Origin of the sequence: Sulfidibacter corallicola, from assembly GCF_017498545.1 — a bacterium.
GTDB lineage: Bacteria > Acidobacteriota > Holophagae > Acanthopleuribacterales > Acanthopleuribacteraceae > Sulfidibacter > Sulfidibacter corallicola.
Genome location: NZ_CP071793.1, coordinates 11102993 through 11122248 on the forward strand (window position 1 = coordinate 11102993; position 19256 = coordinate 11122248).

Below are 19256 nucleotides of genomic sequence, written 5' to 3' on the forward strand. Positions count from 1 at the left end.
CCGCACTCACCTAGGTTCGGTCGAGCACGAAGAACAAAACATAGATTTCACGAACACCATCAAGGGTGTCGGAACCTAAATTTCACCGATCTGAACTGAAAGAAGCGAGACTATGATTAACCCAGCGAATCACCGAAAAACCGATCTTCGAGCCAAGTCTCCAAAAAAGTAGCGATACAGTTCTCAGATACAAATGGATGAGCTTAAATAGGTCCTTTCGTCAGTTTCAGATTGAACGGGGGGCCATTGAGGGAGTTCGCTTTTACTTTTTGGAACTCAAGGTCTATTTTTTAGAGTCAAGACCTCTTCGAATTTCGCATTCAGTAATAGGGGGACATCCTCGCCAAGTGAGTTCCAATTCAAAGGAAGGGGCACTCGCCGGACATGGTAACCCTCTTTGTCAACCTCATCCGGGCCAGGTGTGAAGAACACCTCAAGAAGCCACGCCATACACCAACACACCCCCCAAAGAAAAAACACCCATTTTGTAAACTCTGCACAGCGAGCCAACAAACCTCACTCACACCATAAAACAACGAGATGACTCTGGATTATGTCTGATATTCATATATCTCCACAAACGAACCTTAGAAACGACACCGAACATTCCTATTCTTGGTGGAATCGTTTGCTCACACAGCACTTTTTCCAGGAAAAACAAGCAGGGCGTTCCGTTTATCTCACCATTTCTCCCTCACTCTTAGAAAGGTTGTATCGACTACATACACAGAATGAAATCCCTCAAGGTGAGGAACGAGGGTATCGATCCTTTCTAAGAGCTATGAGAGCTCGAATCTCGGAGAAAGGTTGGGATACTAATCAATCTTTCCCCCCAGAACCTCCAGAAGGATTGGCTCTTGCGTGTTTACAGATATTGGCTGCTTTCCACATGAAGGCTGATGAAAAGAAATCGGCAAGAGCCTATTGGATAAGATTAAAAGAGATTCTCGAAGACCCTAAAAAGGGTTATATGACTGTTGGATTGAACCCTGTCATTCACCAGAATCTATGGCAAAACTTGGAGCACTGGCTTAATTCTCAGAAAGGGCGTGTAGGCAAATTGCCACCGGTGTGTCGTGGCCATAAGCATATCGCTAGGCCCCTGACCCACACCTTTCTCAGGGAAACAGACCTAGAAGCGATACCTACTTTTTTGGATAAACATAAGATCAATCTAGAAAATAGGCAACGTGCGTTCCGTCAAATAGATTCTACTCTCATCATAATATCAAAACGCTCTCATAATTTATTTTCAAAACACTTACAACAAATACTCAAACATAATCAATTAAGAAGTATCGTTGTCAAACAAATCCTAGATTTCGGTATTGAGTGGGCCACCAGTCATCCCTCCGGAACCTGTCAAGATCTCGTACCGCGAAAACAGGCGAAATTTCGGCACTCAATTTGGTTGCGCTTTTTTCGATACGGTCAGTGGTTTTTCGACGCAGGCCCTTCCGGAAAAAATGAGGGTGAAACGGGTTGGAAGAACCTCAATATCTATCTTGAACAAGCATTTGAGCCCTGCCATCGAGATTGTGCTTTTCTGATTCTACCCTGGAGCGCCAATACTGGGCGGTTCATCTCTCGCAGCTATGCCTATCCCGACAGTCTGGTTTTGGTGTTGGTTCCTTCGGCTTACCTGATGGGGTGGCTTTCTCTCCCACCAAATGCACAACTCATTCATATCTTTGGCAGCGGCATCAACCAAATCGAACTGCAAGGTTGGCCAAGAAGATGGTCTGGCCTCGTGGTCCAACTCCCACCCACCCTTGAAAGCCTTCCAACAAACTGGAGACAGGTCCTTCGGTATCGCAAGGCCTTCAGTTGCAAGGGAGGATTGCGTTTAGAGCCAGGGGTCTGGATGCAAGGAGCCGGTCCACGAATTTGTCAGAAACCTATAGGCATTGGTGCTCAGCTCACCATAGATGGTCACATCTTTTCATCCAATCAATTGGAAACAGGTAGGCTACCTATCTGGCAAGAAACGGGGTGTCATTATGTTGAGCACTTGGGACACAGACAAGAGGTCCGCATTCGTACCACACAAATCACTCCCAGCAATGAGACCCTCATCGGTTGGTCATTTAGAGAAGGAGCCTGGCCAGAGCCCAACACTGTAGGACAAGTACCCAATCCATCAGCGATCCACGGTGGACGATATCCCCAAGCCAAGCCGCTCACCAATAGCGGACCGATCACTAACCATCCTACTCCACAAAATACAGATTCGATGCATTGGATCCAAAAAGCTTTGCTCCTTCGTGGCAAAAAATCATGCTTACTCATGTCTCCATTGGGCACACCCATTTCTCCCTTGCTCAGCTGGCTAGATCAAATAGGATCCCGCCGCTTTCTACCTATGAAAAAGGAACTTCGATGACAACATCCCCCATCTATTTCGGTCACATTTGGAAGACCTGGGATCAATATGCGCAAATCGATGTGCTCGCAAAAAAACAAACCCGGGACACAGAGTGGGCGATCCTCGATACTTACGAAGTGACAAAGGAGGTAGGTGAGACAAAATCCGTCTTTTTGCCCAAAGTAAATCTAAATCATTTTAGCCTTCACTCTCTCGTTCAATTTGAAATTGAACCTATCCCCCGAAAACTCAAGGAAAACCAGGATTCTTTCCAAGTTAAATTGGTAAACTGGGAACCTCAAATTAGCCGCCAGGGTGCCTTCATACTCGAATCATTCGAGAATGCACTAGTCCGCGATGAACTCCACGAGATTCTTCAAGACTTTGTCTGTAGGAACGGGATCCCCAACAACAGTAAAATTTATGTGGCATGTACCCATTCAGGTGAGCAATCACTCGCAGGACCCTTCCTCATCGCCGATGGCAAATGGAAGGCCAAGACCCCTTGTCGACCATTTGTTTTTCCTTTAAGAAATATCTCACTCCAATCAGTCAAGTCGACCTACTTCTCCATTCCTTTTTTTCCTGAAGAGCCTAGCCAAAAGCTCGGCTCCATTTTAGACCTGGACTCTCCCGCAGAAAAAGGGAGGTGGATAATTCTCCGATTCAAAAGAGCAGGATTATCGCAGGCACTCCAGGTATTGGACCAGCAGATTCCCGACTGGCGTGATGCATTGAGAATGGAGCTGGAGCGCAACAACGTTACAGAACAGGCACTATGGCAACAACGTTGGAACGATTTTAAAAACCTTTTCACATACCTCGTGCAAGAACAAAAACTGATTGAGGAGTTGCTGCAAACGCCACAGGTACAAGCTTGGCGCCAGCAATTTCTCGCGAGACAAGAGAAGGTTGTTCGGGACGAAGCAAAATCCAACCAAAATTCCTATTTAGAGAAACTCAAGGAGCAAATGGAAGCAGATAAAACAGTGTTAGAGGCCCAAATCCAGAAGGAACAACACAACCAAAGGAAGAAACTTCAGCAACTGGAACAGGCCTGTCGCAAAGCTCAAGAAATGAGAGAAATAATTGAACGCCAAATCCAGGATCGACAGGAGGACCTGCACGCCCTAGCAGAACTCCAACACGAGAGTCGAGATCATTGGCAAGCAGCCAAAAAACGCCTTTTTCAAGATTTCCAAGCTTTTCTCATTTGCCAGGGATCGGAGATTAGAGAAAACCCACTCACACCTACCACGACAGGTTGGCATCCATCTCCCTTCAACCCTTCCACCGACGATTCCTGCGTCGATGAGAAAGAATTCGTGAATCGAATGCTATTTGATAATTTCGCAGCCTGTTGGCCAGGCGTAAAGCAATCCCAGGCTCAATCGCTGCACGCCGCAATTCTCAACTGCCGTTTTACCTGTCTCGGCTCGCTAGCATGGATAAAGGCGTATGCTCAAGCCATCGGTCCCGCCTCTCATTTAGAGATTGTCACTGTTCCGCCAGATTGGCTTTGCTTTGAAGATGCTTGGCAAGCCCGTTTGGGCCCGTTTTTCCAGGGTTTGGTCAATCACGAAGATCGGCTTTTCTTTCTCGTATTTCAGGACTTTAATCGTTCCCTGCCGGAATGCTGGGCTCGTCCCTTGATGGACCTGGCCAGTGACCTTCTGCCGGGTTTGCCTAAACTGGACTATGCCCACTGGCCAGCAAATTTACGGATTATCGTTATCCCAGCAAAAGACCAAGCCGCACTGCCTTTTTCCGAACCGGTCAAAGCCTATATGGCTCAGATCCCCGAAAGGGCATTCGGCACTACCTTGAAACCTCTACCCAAAGGCCCACAACCCTGGGTTTCGGCAAGCACCTGGTTGGGTTGGACAAACCGCGCATCGGTATCTCCAATCGATTGGCGAGAGGTACTGTTTGAGCCAGTCGACCTCCTGCATCGAGCCCGTACCGAAACGGAACGCCTATGGGCTTGTCTGTGCCGGCTAAACCAGAGTGGTGATAACCCCACTATTGAAAACTTAAGACGCAAGGCTCTAAAAATGAGGGGGTTTAAGCTTCCATGCGACCGCAATTTAACCCTTGGATGATGTTGTTATTCTGGGTAAGTGAACGGGTTTCGGTCTCTCATAGTCAAGCTGAAGAAGCCTGCCTCTATTTGGCTCGTAGTAACGGTAAATTGGGTCAGAACCATAGTAAACGCTACTGGTTGATCACTTTCATGGGCGAACTGTACCGATGGGGTCATGTGGAAACCGACGGGATTCGCTGGCAAGTTACAAACCCAACCTGGGTCAGACTCGAGCATCCGAGTGCAGATGGAGCGCCACGCTTTCTCTTGGTTGGAGCGAGAGATCCAGGCCAAACATCCGCCTTCCGAAACAAGTGGGGAGATGATTTCAAGGTCCAGGAATCCCCTGAGCACTGCGCTGCCTGGATAAAAACGGGTGTGTGTCAAGGCTTTCCGCACAATCCAACCTGCCACTGGATTAAAAGGTTACCCTCCATCACCGCTGGCTTGGATAAACTGCCCGACCAAAATCTTCCACGATCGTCGAACCATTGGGAGATTTTGGAGGTTCGCAACAGATTCCGCCCGACCTGGATACCTCTTGAAAAAGAGATTCCTCGCTCATCCGGGCTATTCCGGGAGGGCTTTCAACAATTCCTGGGTTTGGAAACTATCGGCAAACCCTTCCAGTGGCGCTACCTCCGGCACGATGAACATCGCAATTTGGGCGCCTGTTACTTTTTGCAGCGTGAGGGGCGCATACGGGTTCGCTTCGCATCCGCTTCAAGCACCTGTTTCATTTCCCGCCACGAGCCATTGAAAATCCCCATACTCTTGGACCGACTACTCAGGTTCAGTAGTGGTCAACCGCCTCGTTTTTCGAAGTTTGGTGAAAACGAACACTACTACGAATTCGAATCCGTCACGCGCTCCACAGCCCAAGAGGTCGCCCGCATTCTAGAAGTCGAATTAGAGGAACAATAATGATAGACAGCCCTATTCAAATCGCCAGAGATCTAAAAAACATATACCTCAAATACCTAAAATCGTCATTTCCTTTGCGCCATCCTCTGTTGGAGCGTGAACGACATACCCTGCTGGCAGAGACGGGGGTGTTGGCACAGCCTCCCATGATGGAGCCTATAAAAAAATACCAGGGCGATACTACACTGACGGAAATGGGTTCACTGTATCGTGACCTGGATGGTTTGACACGGCAAGGCTTGTTTTGGAATGAAAGTGGCCAACCCAGAGCATTGTTTCCCCACCAAGTCCGTGCTCTGAAAGCGGTTGTGGAAGAAAAAAAGCACATGGTGGTCACTACCGGCACCGGTTCGGGCAAAACCGAATGCCTGTTTTTGCCAATCCTTCAGCATCTCCTTGCTGAGAAACGCGGCGAAGATCTTCGGAAGGAAAGACACCAACCAGCTGTACGCGCCCTGTTTCTATACCCCTTGAATGCATTGGCCGAAGATCAGATGGTACGCCTGCGCAAAGCATTAAATACTCAGGCAGTTCGTCATTGGTTAGACTTCCATATGGAGCCCAACTTTCGCATTCGTTTCGGGCGTTACATCGGGCAAACCCCAGTTTCGGGTGACCGGTCGGAGACTAAAAAGAGCGAATTGAGAAAAGCGCGCAAAAAGGAACAGACAGACCGCCAAAAGTTATCGGCATTCAAAGATAAAGATCTCTACAGATTCGAGGCGTTATCGTTGCGTTCTTGCGACCTGGATCCAGGCAGTGCAGAACTTTTCAGCCGTTGGGATATGCAAGATAGGCCCCCCGATCTTTTAATCACCAACCACAGCATGCTCAACATCATGCTGATGCGCGCGATCGAAGCCGATAGCATTATCGCCAAAACCCGCGACTGGTTGGCCGGTGATCGTAGCCGGCTGTTCCATCTGGTAATCGACGAGTTACATATGCATCGCGGAACACCGGGAAGCGAAGTCGCTTACCTCCTTAGGCTATTGCTTCATCGACTGGGATTGCAGCCCAATTCTCCCCAGATCCGAATTTTGGCATCTAGTGCCTCCTTGGTGGAAAGCGATTTAGAGTGCCGCCAGTATATCAATGAAATGTTTGCTCTGGGCCTGGATGCTACCGATCGCGAAGCCTTTGTCCAAAAAGTCTGCTTGATCGGCGATGAAGCCACCACCTTTTCGGGAACACCCCAGCCTTTCACACGGCAACAGGCTCTAGCCTTTCAAAGCCTTGCAGCTGTTTCGGAGGGGTCACAAACTGTTAACGAGTTTTTGAAACGGGTGAGTCAAAACAGTCGAGATGCCGACTCAAAAATCGAGAACATGGCAACCGCCATCCGCCATTGGAAAGTGCCACAACATTTCCTCCAGCTTTGTCAAAAAGGTCCTACAACCCTGGAAAATATTGCCGCCAAGCTGTTTGGTCCCTTGAAGCTAAACGATGCCCTCCTGGCCGCCGAGGGCTTTGTAAACAGCCTGCTCCTAAGCAAAGACGACAAAGACAAATTTCAAACCAATCTGATGCCCCTGCGCTTTCATTTGTTTTTTCGGAGCCTCAATGGGTTGTGGGCCTGCACCAACCCGAACTGCGATCTGGTGGTTGATCCCCTGCAGGGTCAACGCCCCTTCGGCAAACTGTATACCAAGCCACGAATGGTCTGTGGCTGTGGCTCCCGAGTATTAGATGTCCTGACCTGTCGTAGTTGTGGCGAAGTTTTCCTGGGCGGATACAAATATCAGGAGGGCGAGCAAGCAGATCCTTGCCTGGAAAGGAGTTACAAACTAGTCCACGATCAACCCAATTACGAGAGAGCCCAACCCCTAAGTGGATTCCAGCGGGCTTATGCCAGTTACGCCGTGTTTTGGCCCAGTCAAAAGCCACCGCATAAAAAAACGTGGAAACGCAGGAGTAGAAAACACTCTTGGGAGCGCTCGAGCCTGCTTCCCCGCAACGGAGCACTGGAAATAGGACTCAAAAACGGACCTAATCTAGATTGGCAATCAGGATGGGCTTTCCAAATTGACGAGATCAACAAGCCCGATCCAGACGGGAACGTTGCCCCGCCATCAGCGTTTCCAGCCTGTTGCCCCAACTGTGAGGAGCAATGGATACCACCTCGCCTTCAAAAAGATCGCCCTTGGCAACAGGATCCTTCACCGATTGGCTTCCACTTTACACCGGCGCAACGTCTCAACCAAATATTGGCCGATGAACTCCTGCGCCATTGGGGCGAAAACCGCAAACTCATTACTTTCACTGACAGCCGCCAAGAAGCGGCCAAGCTCTCGGCTGGCTTGGAACAGTTTCACGCCTGGGATTTGGTGAGGCACTTTCTTGTCCGTAGCCTCGATCAGGTCACCAGTGAATTCGATGCATTCCTCAAATACTTTGAACTCGGCCCTAGAGCATTGAACACACAAGAAAAGCAACATTATCGCAACTACCAACGACACAATCCCAACAATGCTCTTCTTTTGCGAGATTATTTTGAAGAGATGCTGGAACCGGGCTCGAAAGAAGAGCGAAACGCCAAAGAGCTGATATCCAAAAGCCAAGGACCCTTCGCGATGGGGCCCATTTCCCAAATGGTGGGAAGCAAATTGCTGGCGTTGGGCATTTGTCCGGGGGGACCCAAATCTAGTTTCGCCGAGCACAAATGGTGGGAGCTTTACCAGTTTGAAGTCGATAGTGTGCATAAACGGGACGATCTGACACCACAGCAAAAAATCTTGTCCGATAATATTTCCAAAACCCTTTTGGAAGAATGCGTCAAAACCCTATTCGACCAAAAAAGACGTTCCTGGGAGATGTTGGGCCTTGGCCGGGTAACCATCGACCCACAACTCCTGCAAATGTTCAATCCCTCCGGGCTAGAAATTGTGAAATGGAGAGGTTTGATCGATCTCGCTATTCGCATTTTGGGAGAACACAGGAGGATTCTGTTTTCGACAATAGAGAAATACCCCCAAACTGGATTTCTCCGCGAAGCCTTTCCCAAGCGTGTCAAACACATCATCCGAAGTCTGGAAAAGGAAAATGGCCTGGTGAATCTGGCCGACACCCTGCGTAGCTTCATGGCAACCCATGGCCTGATTGACAACCGCGAAATCTTGCTCAAACCGCAGAACCTTTTTCTGATACCGGCCGTGCCGAACCAACAGACATGGCTTTGCGCCAATTGTCACACTTTACACTTGGTTCGCGATTTGGCCTGGTGCAGCAATTGCCTTCAAATGCTGCCGGAGCAGGGTCAGAAGCTCGGCAATCTGCTTGCCGAGCAGGACGATTACTACCGCTATCTGGCGTATGCGCAACAAAACCCCTTTCGCCTTCACTGCGAAGAACTCACTGGCCAGACCGACAAAGCCGACACTCTCGATCGCCAACGTTGGTTCCAGAATCTTTCACTGAATGATCGACATGAGCCAAGCCAGGTCTTCGATATTGACTTGCTGAGTGTTACCACAACCATGGAAGCCGGCGTCGATATTGGCGGCCTAAAGGGAGTGCATCTAGCCAACATGCCGCCCAGGCGCTTCAATTACCAACAACGAGTAGGCCGCGCCGGCCGGCGCGGCAGTGCATACTCCCTCGCTCTAGTAGTGGCGAGAGGACGCACTCATGACGAGTTCCATTACGCTCAACCTCGCAATATGACGGCAATGAAGCCACGATCCCCCTATTTGGACATGAAGCGCCACCAAATATTGCGGCGAGTCTTGGTCAAGGAAATTCTGTTTCAAGCTTCTCGTGATGCTGGCTTTTCGAAAAGTATCGGTTATTTCGAACCACCTCATGGATCTTTTGGGAATGCCAATCATTGGCGATCCCACTTTCGGGAGATCGTAGAGTACTACCTTAAAAATCAGCGTTCGGAAATGGAACAAATCTTCACAGCGTTGGCACCCTACCCCGAACCCAGCATCGATAGGGACACCATCCTGGAAGATATTCTCGCGAATCTCCTAGCGGATATCGACAGAGTGGCAGATGATGACAATCGCTATCCCCAGGAACAGCTCAGCGAGCGGCTGGCCAATGCCGGTATTCTTCCTATGTTTGGGTTTCCCACACGTACCCGACGCCTTTACACAAACAGGCCTGTAAGTTCGCTTGACCAACACGCCATTGATCGCCCCATGGAAATGGCAATCGTCGAGTTCGCTCCGGGCCGCCAGCTGGTCAAGGACAAAGCGGTATACACGGCGGTAGGCCTGGCGGCCTACGAACGCAGTTTTAGAGGGATATGCGAAAAAGGTGGCGTCCCCGGATTAATTCAACTCCTATCAGATTGTCCCGCTTGCAGATATGTTTTCATTACCGAAACCTCTCAACTACCATATGGCTTCAAAGTCGAACCCAATAGGAAATCCCTTGAACCGCCATTTGGTTTTTGTCCTAATTGCAACTATGCGCAGTTAATCCAAGCAAAATCAATTCAGCCCGCCGGGTTCGTTTCGGAGCCGGGGACTCAGCTCGATTATGATGCCAAACTTGATTTTTTTCCTGGATCAGCTGAATTGCGCATCTCAGGCAACTCTTGTTCAGAATTGTTGCCAGATAGGATCCAAAACCTAAATATTCGTTCGGAAGAAGGTCAGGCTGTTGTCACCAGCTTAGATACCTCTCTGGAATTCAAGTTCAAAACTCTGAAGAAACAAAACATCTGGGTGGCTGTCGATTTCTTGACCCCGCAAAGCATTTGGCGCGACCAGATCCCGGAAAAAGACGAAGGAACTGCACTTCGGCTGGCCGCTGTTCATTCAACTGATACACTGTTGTTGCATTTCCATCGAATTCCCAAGACCTTGGATCTGACCTTAGTGGGTCCGAAGTCAACACTCGCCGCACACGCAGCATTCCAGTCTTGGGGCGATCTCATTTGTCGGGTTGCCGGTAAATTCCTGGATGTGGACCCTTCCGAAATTACCGCCAATTACCGAGCCATCAAGCATCAGGGTATCATGACCGGAGAAATCGGATTGGCGGATACTCTGGAAAACGGGGCGGGCTATTGTCCCCACCTCCATCGCCACCTACACGAAGCTTTGATCGAGCCATTACAACCCGGCAAAGAGCAATACCAAACTCTGTTGGTCGGTTCCGGCCTAGCAATATCGGGAAGAAGTGGCGGCCACGCGTCCCAGTGCAAGGGCTCCTGCTATGATTGCCTACGCGGCTACGACAATATTCGTCATCATCCAATCTTGGACTGGCGTTTGGCAATCGACTTGGCTCACCTCGCCAACGATAGAAAAGCGGCTATCGACTTGGCCCAACCTCATTGGGAAGGAATGGACGAACTAGCGGCTAAAAGCATCGCAGCTGTGGATCCCGACTGGAAAGCAGAGAAGGCTGGATCGGTTTGGATTGTCAATACCGGCAATCGAGAGCGTGGTCCCTTCCTCCCCAAACACCCGCTGTGGTCTGAATACCATCAACAACTGATTGACTGGAAAAAAGAATTCGGTCTCAGATCCAATTTCTTCTCTATCTTCGAAGCTCTTCGTCGCCCTGGCCGTGAGGGGCTGCGCCTCCAATAGGCTTAATGAACAACAGTTATGGGCATGATCCAAAACCTGTACCAGGATACTCTCGACAAAGATGGCAGCTTTTTGTCGCGGCCTTTACCTCAACCCGGGCATGATGGGTCGAATTTGAAATCAGCCAACTCGACGCAGGTGTAACAATCAATCAAAACGTTTGAATCAAAATCTTTAAGAGTAAGATACTTTCTCTTGAAAATGGAACCTCCATATTGGAATTCCTAAGAGATATTCATCCGGCGACAGGACGCCCCCGGATGAATCACCCTAAATCACTCCGATTCGAACACGAAGCGATCTACGTTGAAGTTGTTGCGCGGTGCCTCATCGACCGCGAAGGTCATGACGTAGGTGCCCCGCTCGAAGTAGAAGCTCGACGCCACCTCGAAAGAGGTGTAACGGGAATGGCTGCCCGTCTTGGGTACCTCCACCACCTCGGTGTCGCCCGCCCCCTCGAACTCGAGATGGAAGCGGCCGGCGGGCTTGTAGGGCGAGGCCACCTCGGCCGTGATGCGGTAGTAACCCTCACGCGGAAAAGTCACCGCGTAGCGAACCCACTCGGGGTACCGAATCCAGGCCAGCCCGAAACCGCCAGGCTCGCCCGTGGCCTTAATGTCCACCCCCTCGCCGGGACGGTAATCGCCCCCGCGATTGACCGCGTCCACGTCGTGGTAGGCGAAGCCCTCACCGCCGTGCAGGCAATCTTCGGCCTCGACCACCAGGGTCACCGGATCCAGCGCGTCGCGCTCATCGAGGTACGCCACCAACTCTCGCGGCCGATCGGTTTGAATCATGTTGAAGCCCTTGTCCAGGTGCCACCCCCAGCCGGAATCCGGACCCTGCATGGAACGATGGTCTGTCCGCCCGCCGCAGATACTCGACCACAGTGTGCTGACCCACAACCGGCTTCTCCCGCGGATCGAGTCCAACACAGCAGGGTCGACGACGAAACTGGTCTCGCTCGAGAACGCGAGGATGATCACTTCGGACGCTACCTGATCGAGCATGTCCGGCACGGAATCCAAGTTCCCGCCGCCCACGCGATGCATGTACAGTGGACGTGGCTCTTTACCTTCTACGAACGCCGCGACCTGGCTAACCGATGCGTCGCTCTTGAACAGGCAGTGATCCACCATGTCGTGAGCCACCAACAGGTCGTACACCTGGTCGCGATAGCTCCACGACTTGTCCGGGTACAGCAACGCACGACCCCGCACCGCCTCCAGCGCCTCTTCCAAGGTCGGCACGCGGTAGTCGGTAATGCCGGCGGAAGCACCACCAGCCCCTCCTTCAAGCGAAGGGCGCGCACCTCGGCCAGGGTTTTGGAACCAACCGTTCTTTCCCCATCCGTGGTGCGGTTGACCTGGTAATCGTGCATCAGCACCAGGTGACCATCGCTGGTTTTCTTGAGGCCGACCTCGACGATGTCCACACCGAGCGCGATGGCGTTCTCGATCGCGGGAATCGAGTTCTAGGGAAAGGCTCGCCAATGACCGCGATGGGCGATCGACATGTTCCTCGCCTCGCGCGAGCGATCGAGCAGGTCTTCGTGAATCTCGGCGAAGGATCGCGTCGCGGCTTCGGCGGAAACACAGAAAAACGAAAGCAAACTGAAACAGGCCGACACTAAGAACAATTGAAAACAAGTCATGAATATCCCTTGCTGAAATGAATTGAAGATGGTGTCGCGGTCACGGATCACCGCCAGGGCGGAGCATAGGCAACGGCGAAGACCGCGTTTCGCGCGCATGAAATGTTCTGTTGGATATCAAAAAAGATCGCCATCGGGAATCCGCCACACCGGTACATCCGAGGCCGCCCGGCTGGTTGGGTAGAGCATTAAATGTAAAGCCTGGTTGACATTTCGACAACGAGACCTTACACTTAACAGAGTCAAGCTTGCTTTACTTTTTATCAAGGAGATTCAACACATGAAACAACCCGGCCCCGCGACCGATTCCTATTGCCAAAGTCCCCAACGCGATCGCCACAACAAATTCCGCTTGAACGGCTGGGGACTCGCCTGGGTCGCCTCCTGGCTGTTGTCCCTTTACGGCATCAAATTCCAATGGCTGTCGTCTTCCGCCCTCGCGATCACCGCTATCGCCGTCACCACCGCCCTCGGCATCGCGATGATGTTCGCCTACCGCCGCTACCTCCGCGAAACCGACGAGCTGCGCCGCAAGATCGAGCTGGATGCCCTGGCCCTCGCCGTGGGCGTGGCCCTGGTCGGTAGCGTCGCCTACTCCCTGCTCGTGCGCGCCGGCATCATGCTCGAAACCGGCATCTCGGTGTTCGTCATCCTGATCGCCGCAACCTACGTCGCGGGCGTACTCCTGGGCTATCGGCGGTACGCATGAAGAACCGCCTCAAAATTCTCCGCGCGGAACGGGACTGGACCCAGGCTCACCTGGCGCAGCACCTCGACGTCTCGCGCCAGACCGTCAACGCCATCGAAAAGGGAAAGTACGACCCCAGTTTGCCGCTCGCCTTCCGCATCGCGCGCCTGTTCGGCACCACCATCGAGGACGTGTTCCAGTACGAGGAAGGCCAGACCTGAACGCATCGGGGAAGAACGGCTCGGGTGGTTCGGAAAGGCCATGGATCCCCATGCGGGATCAAGAACCCGTGTCCAGGCCGTCACCCTGCAAGGAGAAATGAGTATTCATTCATACACTTGCGGGCTTCGAAAAAATCGGGATAACCCACACAACATCGGTACTGACGGGACTTACAGTCTACACCCGGTTTTCCGTCTCTTCCGCGTCCTCGTTTTTTATTTCGAACACTCCATTTCTCGGCACTCACTAAAATTGACATCCGCTCCACATCGGGCTATGCTCTGGGTCTTAGAATTCACACATCAAACCGTGAAAGTCCCTTCCAGCTCTGCCGTTTGGAGCTGTATGCGATCGAATTTAGGAGTGTTTCGTCATGAAAATACCTTCAATGCTCCTCAAGAGGATGTATACCTTTGCCTCTCTGAGAAATGACGCGGAAGGATGCCGTTTCAGCATCAAGAATCGTTTGGCAGACGCCGTTCTGTACAAACTGATCGAAGTCAAGATCGATGGTCAGGCAATCGATCTGGAAACGATCACCATTCAGCTCGAAGATTCCACGCGAATCATGGCCCCCAAGGTCACCAGAGACAACCCGATCGATTTTCCCATCCGCAAAGTGCTGCACGTTCGGATGGGGGGGCTGAAGGTTGCCACGGGCAAACACAAGATCAGCCTGAATTTCGAGTCCTCTTACGGCGCCCTGTCCTTCGCGGTCGAAGACAGCATCGCCGACCGTCCCCTGGATCGCGTGACGGTTCCCTACGACAAGGAAAATGACTACGCTCCCAAAGCGATCGCCGAACGGCGCAAGTTCATCGAAGAATTCGGAAACGGCACGCTGGAACACGTATCGCAATACAGCTTCGACCCCGAACTCCTGCGCGGCAATATCGAGAACTTCACGGGTGTGGCCCAGATCCCCATCGGGTTCGCCGGCCCGATCAAAATCAACGGCGAGCACGCCCAGGGCGAGTTCGTGGTGCCCCTGGCCACGACGGAAGGCACCCTGGTGGCGTCCTACAATCGCGGCATCAAGGTGCTGAACCTCTCCGGCGGCGTCAAGTGTACCGTCGCCGCGGACTGCATGCAGCGCGCGCCGGTGTTCATCTTCGAAGATGCCCGAGCCGCCCGCGAATTCAAGATCTGGGTGGACGAAAACATCGAGCCGATTACGGAAGCCGCCGAATCCACCTCGCGCGTCGCCAAGCTGCAGTACATCGACACCTACCTCGCCGGCAAGTTCGCCTACCTGCGTTTCAACTACGAAACCGGTGACGCCGCCGGACAGAACATGGTCGGTCGCGCTACCTTCGCCGCCTGCTCCTGGATTCTGGATCACGCCACGAACATCAAGAAGTTCTACCTCGAGTCCAACCTGGCCACGGACAAGAAACACTCCCAGGTCAACATCATGCGCACGCGCGGCAAACGCGTCATCGCCGAAGCGGTCGTCAAGCGCGAGGTACTGATCCAGCAGATGCGCGTCGATCCGGAAGGGCTCTATTACCACTCGAACATCTCCAACGTGGGTGCCATGCTCTCCGGCGCCAACAACAACGGCGCCCACTCGCCGAACGGCATCACCGCGATGTTCATCGCCACCGGGCAGGACGTCGCCAACGTAGCGGAAAGCTCGGCCGCCATCATCTACTCGGAACTGACCGCCGAAAAGGACCTCTACATCTCCATCACGATTCCCTCGTTGATCGTGGCGACCTACGGCGGCGGCACCGGTTTGCCGACCCAGCGCGAGTGCCTCGAGTCGATGGATTGCTTCGGCCGCGGCAAGGTCAAAAAACTGGCGGAGATCATCGCGGCGGTCACGCTCGCCGGCGAAATCTCGCTCGGTTCGGCCATTTCGTCCCTGGATTGGGTGTCTTCGCACGAGACATACGGCCGCAATCGTTGATCGATCCGGCTGAGGCGAACCGGCGCGGCGTTACGGAACCGCGCCGATCCGCCATTTGAATTCAGCCGGTTAAACCAAAACTTCAGCTATATAATAGGGGGGCACCGGGCGCACAGGCGAGCTCGGTGCCCTTTTCGTTTTCCCCATTCGATTTTGTGATCAAGGATGGCCTATGCAGGGCCCCGATTCGGTGGACAGTGCCGGGCACCCACCGGAATCTCCAGACGACGAACCATTCGAACTGCTCGAAGAGAAGGCGGTTCCCGGGCTGCTGCGCCGGTTCCTCACCACGCACCACCACCTGCTGGGCCTGCTGTTCGGCGGATTCGCGGCCTTTGTCCGAATGGGTAAGAAAAACGAACGCAAGGGTTGCCTGTTCTGGGTCATTCGCCTGATCTACTGGTGTGGCTACCCCTTTCTGAACAAGAAGATCACCACGCTGCCCTTCCCGGTCCAGCTCCGCCGACGCCTGGAACTGCTGGGACCGACCTACGTCAAACTGGGCCAGGTGCTCAGCCTGCGCGAAGACATCCTGCCCCGCTCGATCACGGACGAGCTGAAAAACCTGTTGGATCGGCTGCCGGCGGTTTCCTTCGAGCGCTATCGCGAGTTGATCGAAGAAGGACTGGGTCGCAAAAGCGAGGACATGTTCGTCTGGATCTCGCCCCGTACCCTTGGTTCGGCCTCGATCGCGCAAACCCACAAAGCGCGAACGGTGCGCGGTGAGGAAGTCATTCTCAAGGTCGTCAAGCCAGGCATCAAAAAGACGCTGAAGACCGACGCCACCCTGATCGCCTTCCTGGGCTCGTTCCTCCAGATCATCCTGCCCCAATTCCAACCCAAGAAAGTGCTCAACGAATTCACGGACTACACCCTGCGCGAGGTCGACCTGCGCCTGGAGGCCAACAACGCCGAGACCTTCGCCGCCAACTTTCGCGACCTGCCCGACGTGCGCTTCCCCAGAATCTACCGCGAGTACAGTTGTGAAAGCGTGCTGTGCATGGAGTTCTTCGACGGCGTCAAGCCCGACTCGGCGGCAGCCCGCGAACTTCCCGAACGCGATCGCTACCACCTGATCGAAATGGGTGCGGCGGCCATCATCCGCATGCTGTACAAAGACGGGTTCTTCCACGCGGATCTGCATCCCGGCAACCTACTGATCCTCAAGGGGCACCTGTGCGGCTTCATCGACCTGGGGATGGTGGGTCGCTTCGAAGACAACCTGCGCCGCACCATGCTCTACTATTATTACTGCCTCGTCACGGGCGACGCGGAAAACGCGGCCCGCTACCTGACCTCCGTGGCCCAGCCGGCCCACAACGGAAAACCCCGCGAGTTTCAACGCGCGGTCGAGGACATTTCGCGGCGTTGGCAGCGAGCTTCCAACTTCCAGGACTTCTCCCTGGCCCAATTGATCATGGAATCGGTCAACATGGGCGGCAAATACCGCATGTACTTCCCGATGGAAATGGTGCTGATGGTCAAGGCGCTGATCACGTTCGAAGGCGTCGGCAACCTGCTGATGCCCGGATTCGACGTGGCCGAGGTATCCAAGAAAGAGATCAGCAAAATCTTCATCGGCCAGTTCCACCCGGTACGCCTGCTGAAGGAGAGTTTGCGCGGCGCCCCCGAAGTGGTCGACGCCCTGGTCAAGGCGCCCCTGCTGATCACCCAGACCCTGCGCTTCATGGAACACGCGACCCAGACCCGCGAGGACGCACCCCTCGCCGGTGCACGCGGCACCCTGTTCGCCGGGTTCTGCCTGTTGTCGGGCACCGTGGTGTTCGTCGGTGCACCCAACTTTTGGCCACTGGGCACGGTGCTCTTCCTGAAAGCCGCCTGGCTGGTCTTCCGCCGAACCTGAGCGCGCCCCCACCTCTCGGGCACCACACCAATCGCGGCGAAATCGCACATTTCGTGTAAGATGGCCTCTCGAGTCCGTTTGACGATCGGAGGTTCCGTGACCGCTTCACCCGCCAGTCCCCTCTACCGACTGCTCGGCTATGCCACCCCCTGGCGTCGCCGCATCCAACTCGCCTCCCTGTGTTCGATCCTCAACAAGGTATTCGACCTGGCACCGCCGCTCCTGATCGGGGCCGCCGTCGACATCGTGGTCCAACGCGAACAGTCCTGGTTCGCCTCGATCGGCGTGGTCTCCCTCGATGCCCAGCTCCTGCTGCTGACGATCCTCACCATCCTGATCTGGGGTTTGGAATCGGCCTTCGAATACGCGTACAAGGTCATGTGGCGCAACCTGAGCCAGGAATTGCAACACGCGACCCGCATGGATGCCTGGAAGCATCTCCAGGAATTGGAGATGGCCTACTTCGAGCGCAACCACACCGGCCAGATCATGGCCGTGCTCAACGACGACGTGAACCAGTTGGAGCGGTTCCTGGACGGCGGCGCCAACGAACTGATTCAGGTCACCACGACGGTCATCGTCATCGGCGCCATCTTCTTTGCCGCATCGCCCCTGATCGCGGTACTCGCCATGCTGCCGATGCCGCTGGTCGTCTACGGCGCCTTCCGTTTTCAGCACCGCCTGGCCCCGCTCTACGCCGACGTACGCGAACGCGTCTCGCAACTCAGCGGCCGGCTGGCCAACAGTCTCGGCGGCATCGCCACGGTGAAGAGCTACGTGGCCGAATCCTTCGAGGTCCGCCAGCTCGAAACCGAATCCAACGCCTACAAAACCGCCAACGCCGCCGCCATCCGAACCAGTTCGGCGTTCGTCCCCGTCATCCGCATGGTGATCCTGATGGGATTCACGGCGACCCTGTTCCTCGGCGGCAAGCTGACCCTCGACGGGCACCTGGACGTGGGCATCTACAGCGTCCTGGTGTTTTTGACCCAACGACTGCTGTGGCCTTTGACCGGCCTGGCCGAAACGGTGGATCTCTACCAGCGCGCCATGGCTTCCACCAAACGCATCATGGACCTGCTGGACACCCCGATCGGCATTCAATCCGGCGGACAGCCCCTGAACATCCACCACGGTGGCGGCACCATCGAATTCCAGAAGGTGCGCTTCGAGTACCTCGACGGGCAGCGCGTGCTCCACGACCTCGACTTCACGATCGCCGCCGGCCAGACGATCGGGGTCGTGGGCGCCACCGGCTCGGGCAAGTCGACCCTGGTCAAGCTGATGCTGCGGTTCTACGATCCCAGTGCCGGCACGATTCGGGTGGAAGGCAGGGACTTGCGCGAGGTCCAATTGAAGGAGTTGCGCCATGCGGTCGGCCTGGTAAGCCAGGACGTGTTCCTGTTCGGCGGCACGGTTCGCGACAACATCGCCTACGGCACCTTCGACGCCACCGACGAAGCCATCGAGGCCGCGGCCCGCATGGCCGAGGCCCACGAGTTCATCAGCGAGCTTGCCCAGGGCTACGACACCATGGTGGGCGAACGGGGCCAACGTCTGTCCGGCGGCCAGCGCCAACGGCTTTCAATCGCCCGGGCCATTCTCAAAAACCCGCCGATCCTGATCCTCGACGAGGCTACCTCGGCGGTCGACAACGAGACCGAGGCCGCGATCCAACGCAGCTTGGAGCGGGTCGCACACGACCGAACGACGGTCGTCATCGCCCACCGCCTGTCCACCGTGCGCAACGCGGACCGCATCCTGGTCCTCGAGCGCGGCCGCCTGGTAGAGCAGGGCACACACCAAGCGTTGCTGGACCGCGACGGCGTCTACGCCGGACTGTGGAAAGTGCAGACGGGTGACCGGCACGCCGCCGGTATCCAGACGTCGTGTATGGACCGGGGCGACTGAGCGGCGGGCCACCCAGCCATGCGGCGGGTGGCCTCCACAGGATTCTCGATACCGCACTCCCGCGACAGCCGTTCGGGACACCCA

12 protein-coding genes are annotated in these 19256 nt (G+C 54.2%); 10 read left to right on the forward strand and 2 right to left on the reverse strand.

The features are described 5' to 3' along the window. Window positions 1-553: 553 nt before the first annotated feature. The 4 genes from J3U87_RS32900 to J3U87_RS32915 are packed head-to-tail and all read left to right on the forward strand — an operon-like array spanning window position 554 to window position 10921. Window positions 554-2383 (forward strand): hypothetical protein, encoded by a 1830-nt coding sequence (locus J3U87_RS32900; RefSeq protein ID WP_237380099.1) that lies wholly within the window; start codon window positions 554-556, stop codon window positions 2381-2383. Beyond that, a complete protein-coding gene (locus J3U87_RS32905) occupies window positions 2380-4467 on the forward strand; it encodes a hypothetical protein (RefSeq protein ID WP_237380101.1) in 2088 nt (695 codons plus the stop codon). Before J3U87_RS32900 ends, J3U87_RS32905 begins: the two co-directional genes overlap by 4 nt. Further along, window positions 4440-5372, forward strand: coding sequence for a hypothetical protein (locus J3U87_RS32910; RefSeq protein ID WP_237380103.1), 933 nt, complete (start codon window positions 4440-4442; stop codon window positions 5370-5372). Before J3U87_RS32905 ends, J3U87_RS32910 begins: the two co-directional genes overlap by 28 nt. Next, window positions 5372-10921: a DEAD/DEAH box helicase gene (locus J3U87_RS32915; protein ID WP_237380105.1), complete on the forward strand. Its 5550-nt coding sequence runs from the start codon at window positions 5372-5374 to the stop codon at window positions 10919-10921. Before J3U87_RS32910 ends, J3U87_RS32915 begins: the two co-directional genes overlap by 1 nt. Window positions 10922-11196: 275 nt before the next feature. On the opposite strand, the gene J3U87_RS32920 is transcribed toward J3U87_RS32915, so the two are convergent. Both J3U87_RS32920 and J3U87_RS35465 read right to left on the reverse strand, forming a co-directional pair. Further along, on the reverse strand, window positions 11197-12060 hold the full coding sequence (locus J3U87_RS32920) for a carbohydrate-binding protein (protein ID WP_420038238.1): 864 nt from the start codon (window positions 12058-12060) through the stop codon (window positions 11197-11199). Next, window positions 12000-12356, reverse strand: coding sequence for a glycerophosphodiester phosphodiesterase family protein (locus tag J3U87_RS35465; protein ID WP_420038239.1), 357 nt, complete (start codon window positions 12354-12356; stop codon window positions 12000-12002). The genes J3U87_RS32920 and J3U87_RS35465 overlap by 61 nt, the downstream gene beginning before the upstream one ends. On the opposite strand from J3U87_RS35465, the gene J3U87_RS32925 reads away from it, so the two are divergent. From J3U87_RS32925 to J3U87_RS32950, 6 genes are all read left to right on the forward strand, one after another. Next, on the forward strand, window positions 12297-12554 hold the full coding sequence (locus J3U87_RS32925; RefSeq protein WP_237380108.1) for a hypothetical protein: 258 nt from the start codon (window positions 12297-12299) through the stop codon (window positions 12552-12554). The genes J3U87_RS35465 and J3U87_RS32925 overlap by 60 nt on opposite strands. 301 nt (window positions 12555-12855) lie before the next feature. After that, window positions 12856-13284, forward strand: coding sequence for a hypothetical protein (locus J3U87_RS32930; RefSeq protein ID WP_237380110.1), 429 nt, complete (start codon window positions 12856-12858; stop codon window positions 13282-13284). Beyond that, window positions 13281-13484, forward strand: a complete 204-nt coding sequence (locus tag J3U87_RS32935) for a helix-turn-helix transcriptional regulator (protein ID WP_237380111.1) — start codon at window positions 13281-13283, stop codon at window positions 13482-13484. Before J3U87_RS32930 ends, J3U87_RS32935 begins: the two co-directional genes overlap by 4 nt. 374 nt (window positions 13485-13858) lie before the next feature. Continuing rightward, window positions 13859-15397 (forward strand): hydroxymethylglutaryl-CoA reductase, encoded by a 1539-nt coding sequence (locus tag J3U87_RS32940; RefSeq protein ID WP_237380113.1) that lies wholly within the window; start codon window positions 13859-13861, stop codon window positions 15395-15397. Window positions 15398-15569: 172 nt separating this feature from the next. After that, window positions 15570-17261 carry an ABC1 kinase family protein gene (locus tag J3U87_RS32945; RefSeq protein ID WP_237380114.1) on the forward strand — a complete coding sequence of 564 codons (1692 nt, stop codon included), beginning with the start codon at window positions 15570-15572 and terminating at the stop codon, window positions 17259-17261. 60 nt (window positions 17262-17321) lie between these two features. Further along, window positions 17322-19172, forward strand: a complete 1851-nt coding sequence (locus tag J3U87_RS32950; RefSeq protein WP_420038240.1) for an ABC transporter ATP-binding protein — start codon at window positions 17322-17324, stop codon at window positions 19170-19172. The last annotated feature ends 84 nt before the right edge of the window (window positions 19173-19256 follow it).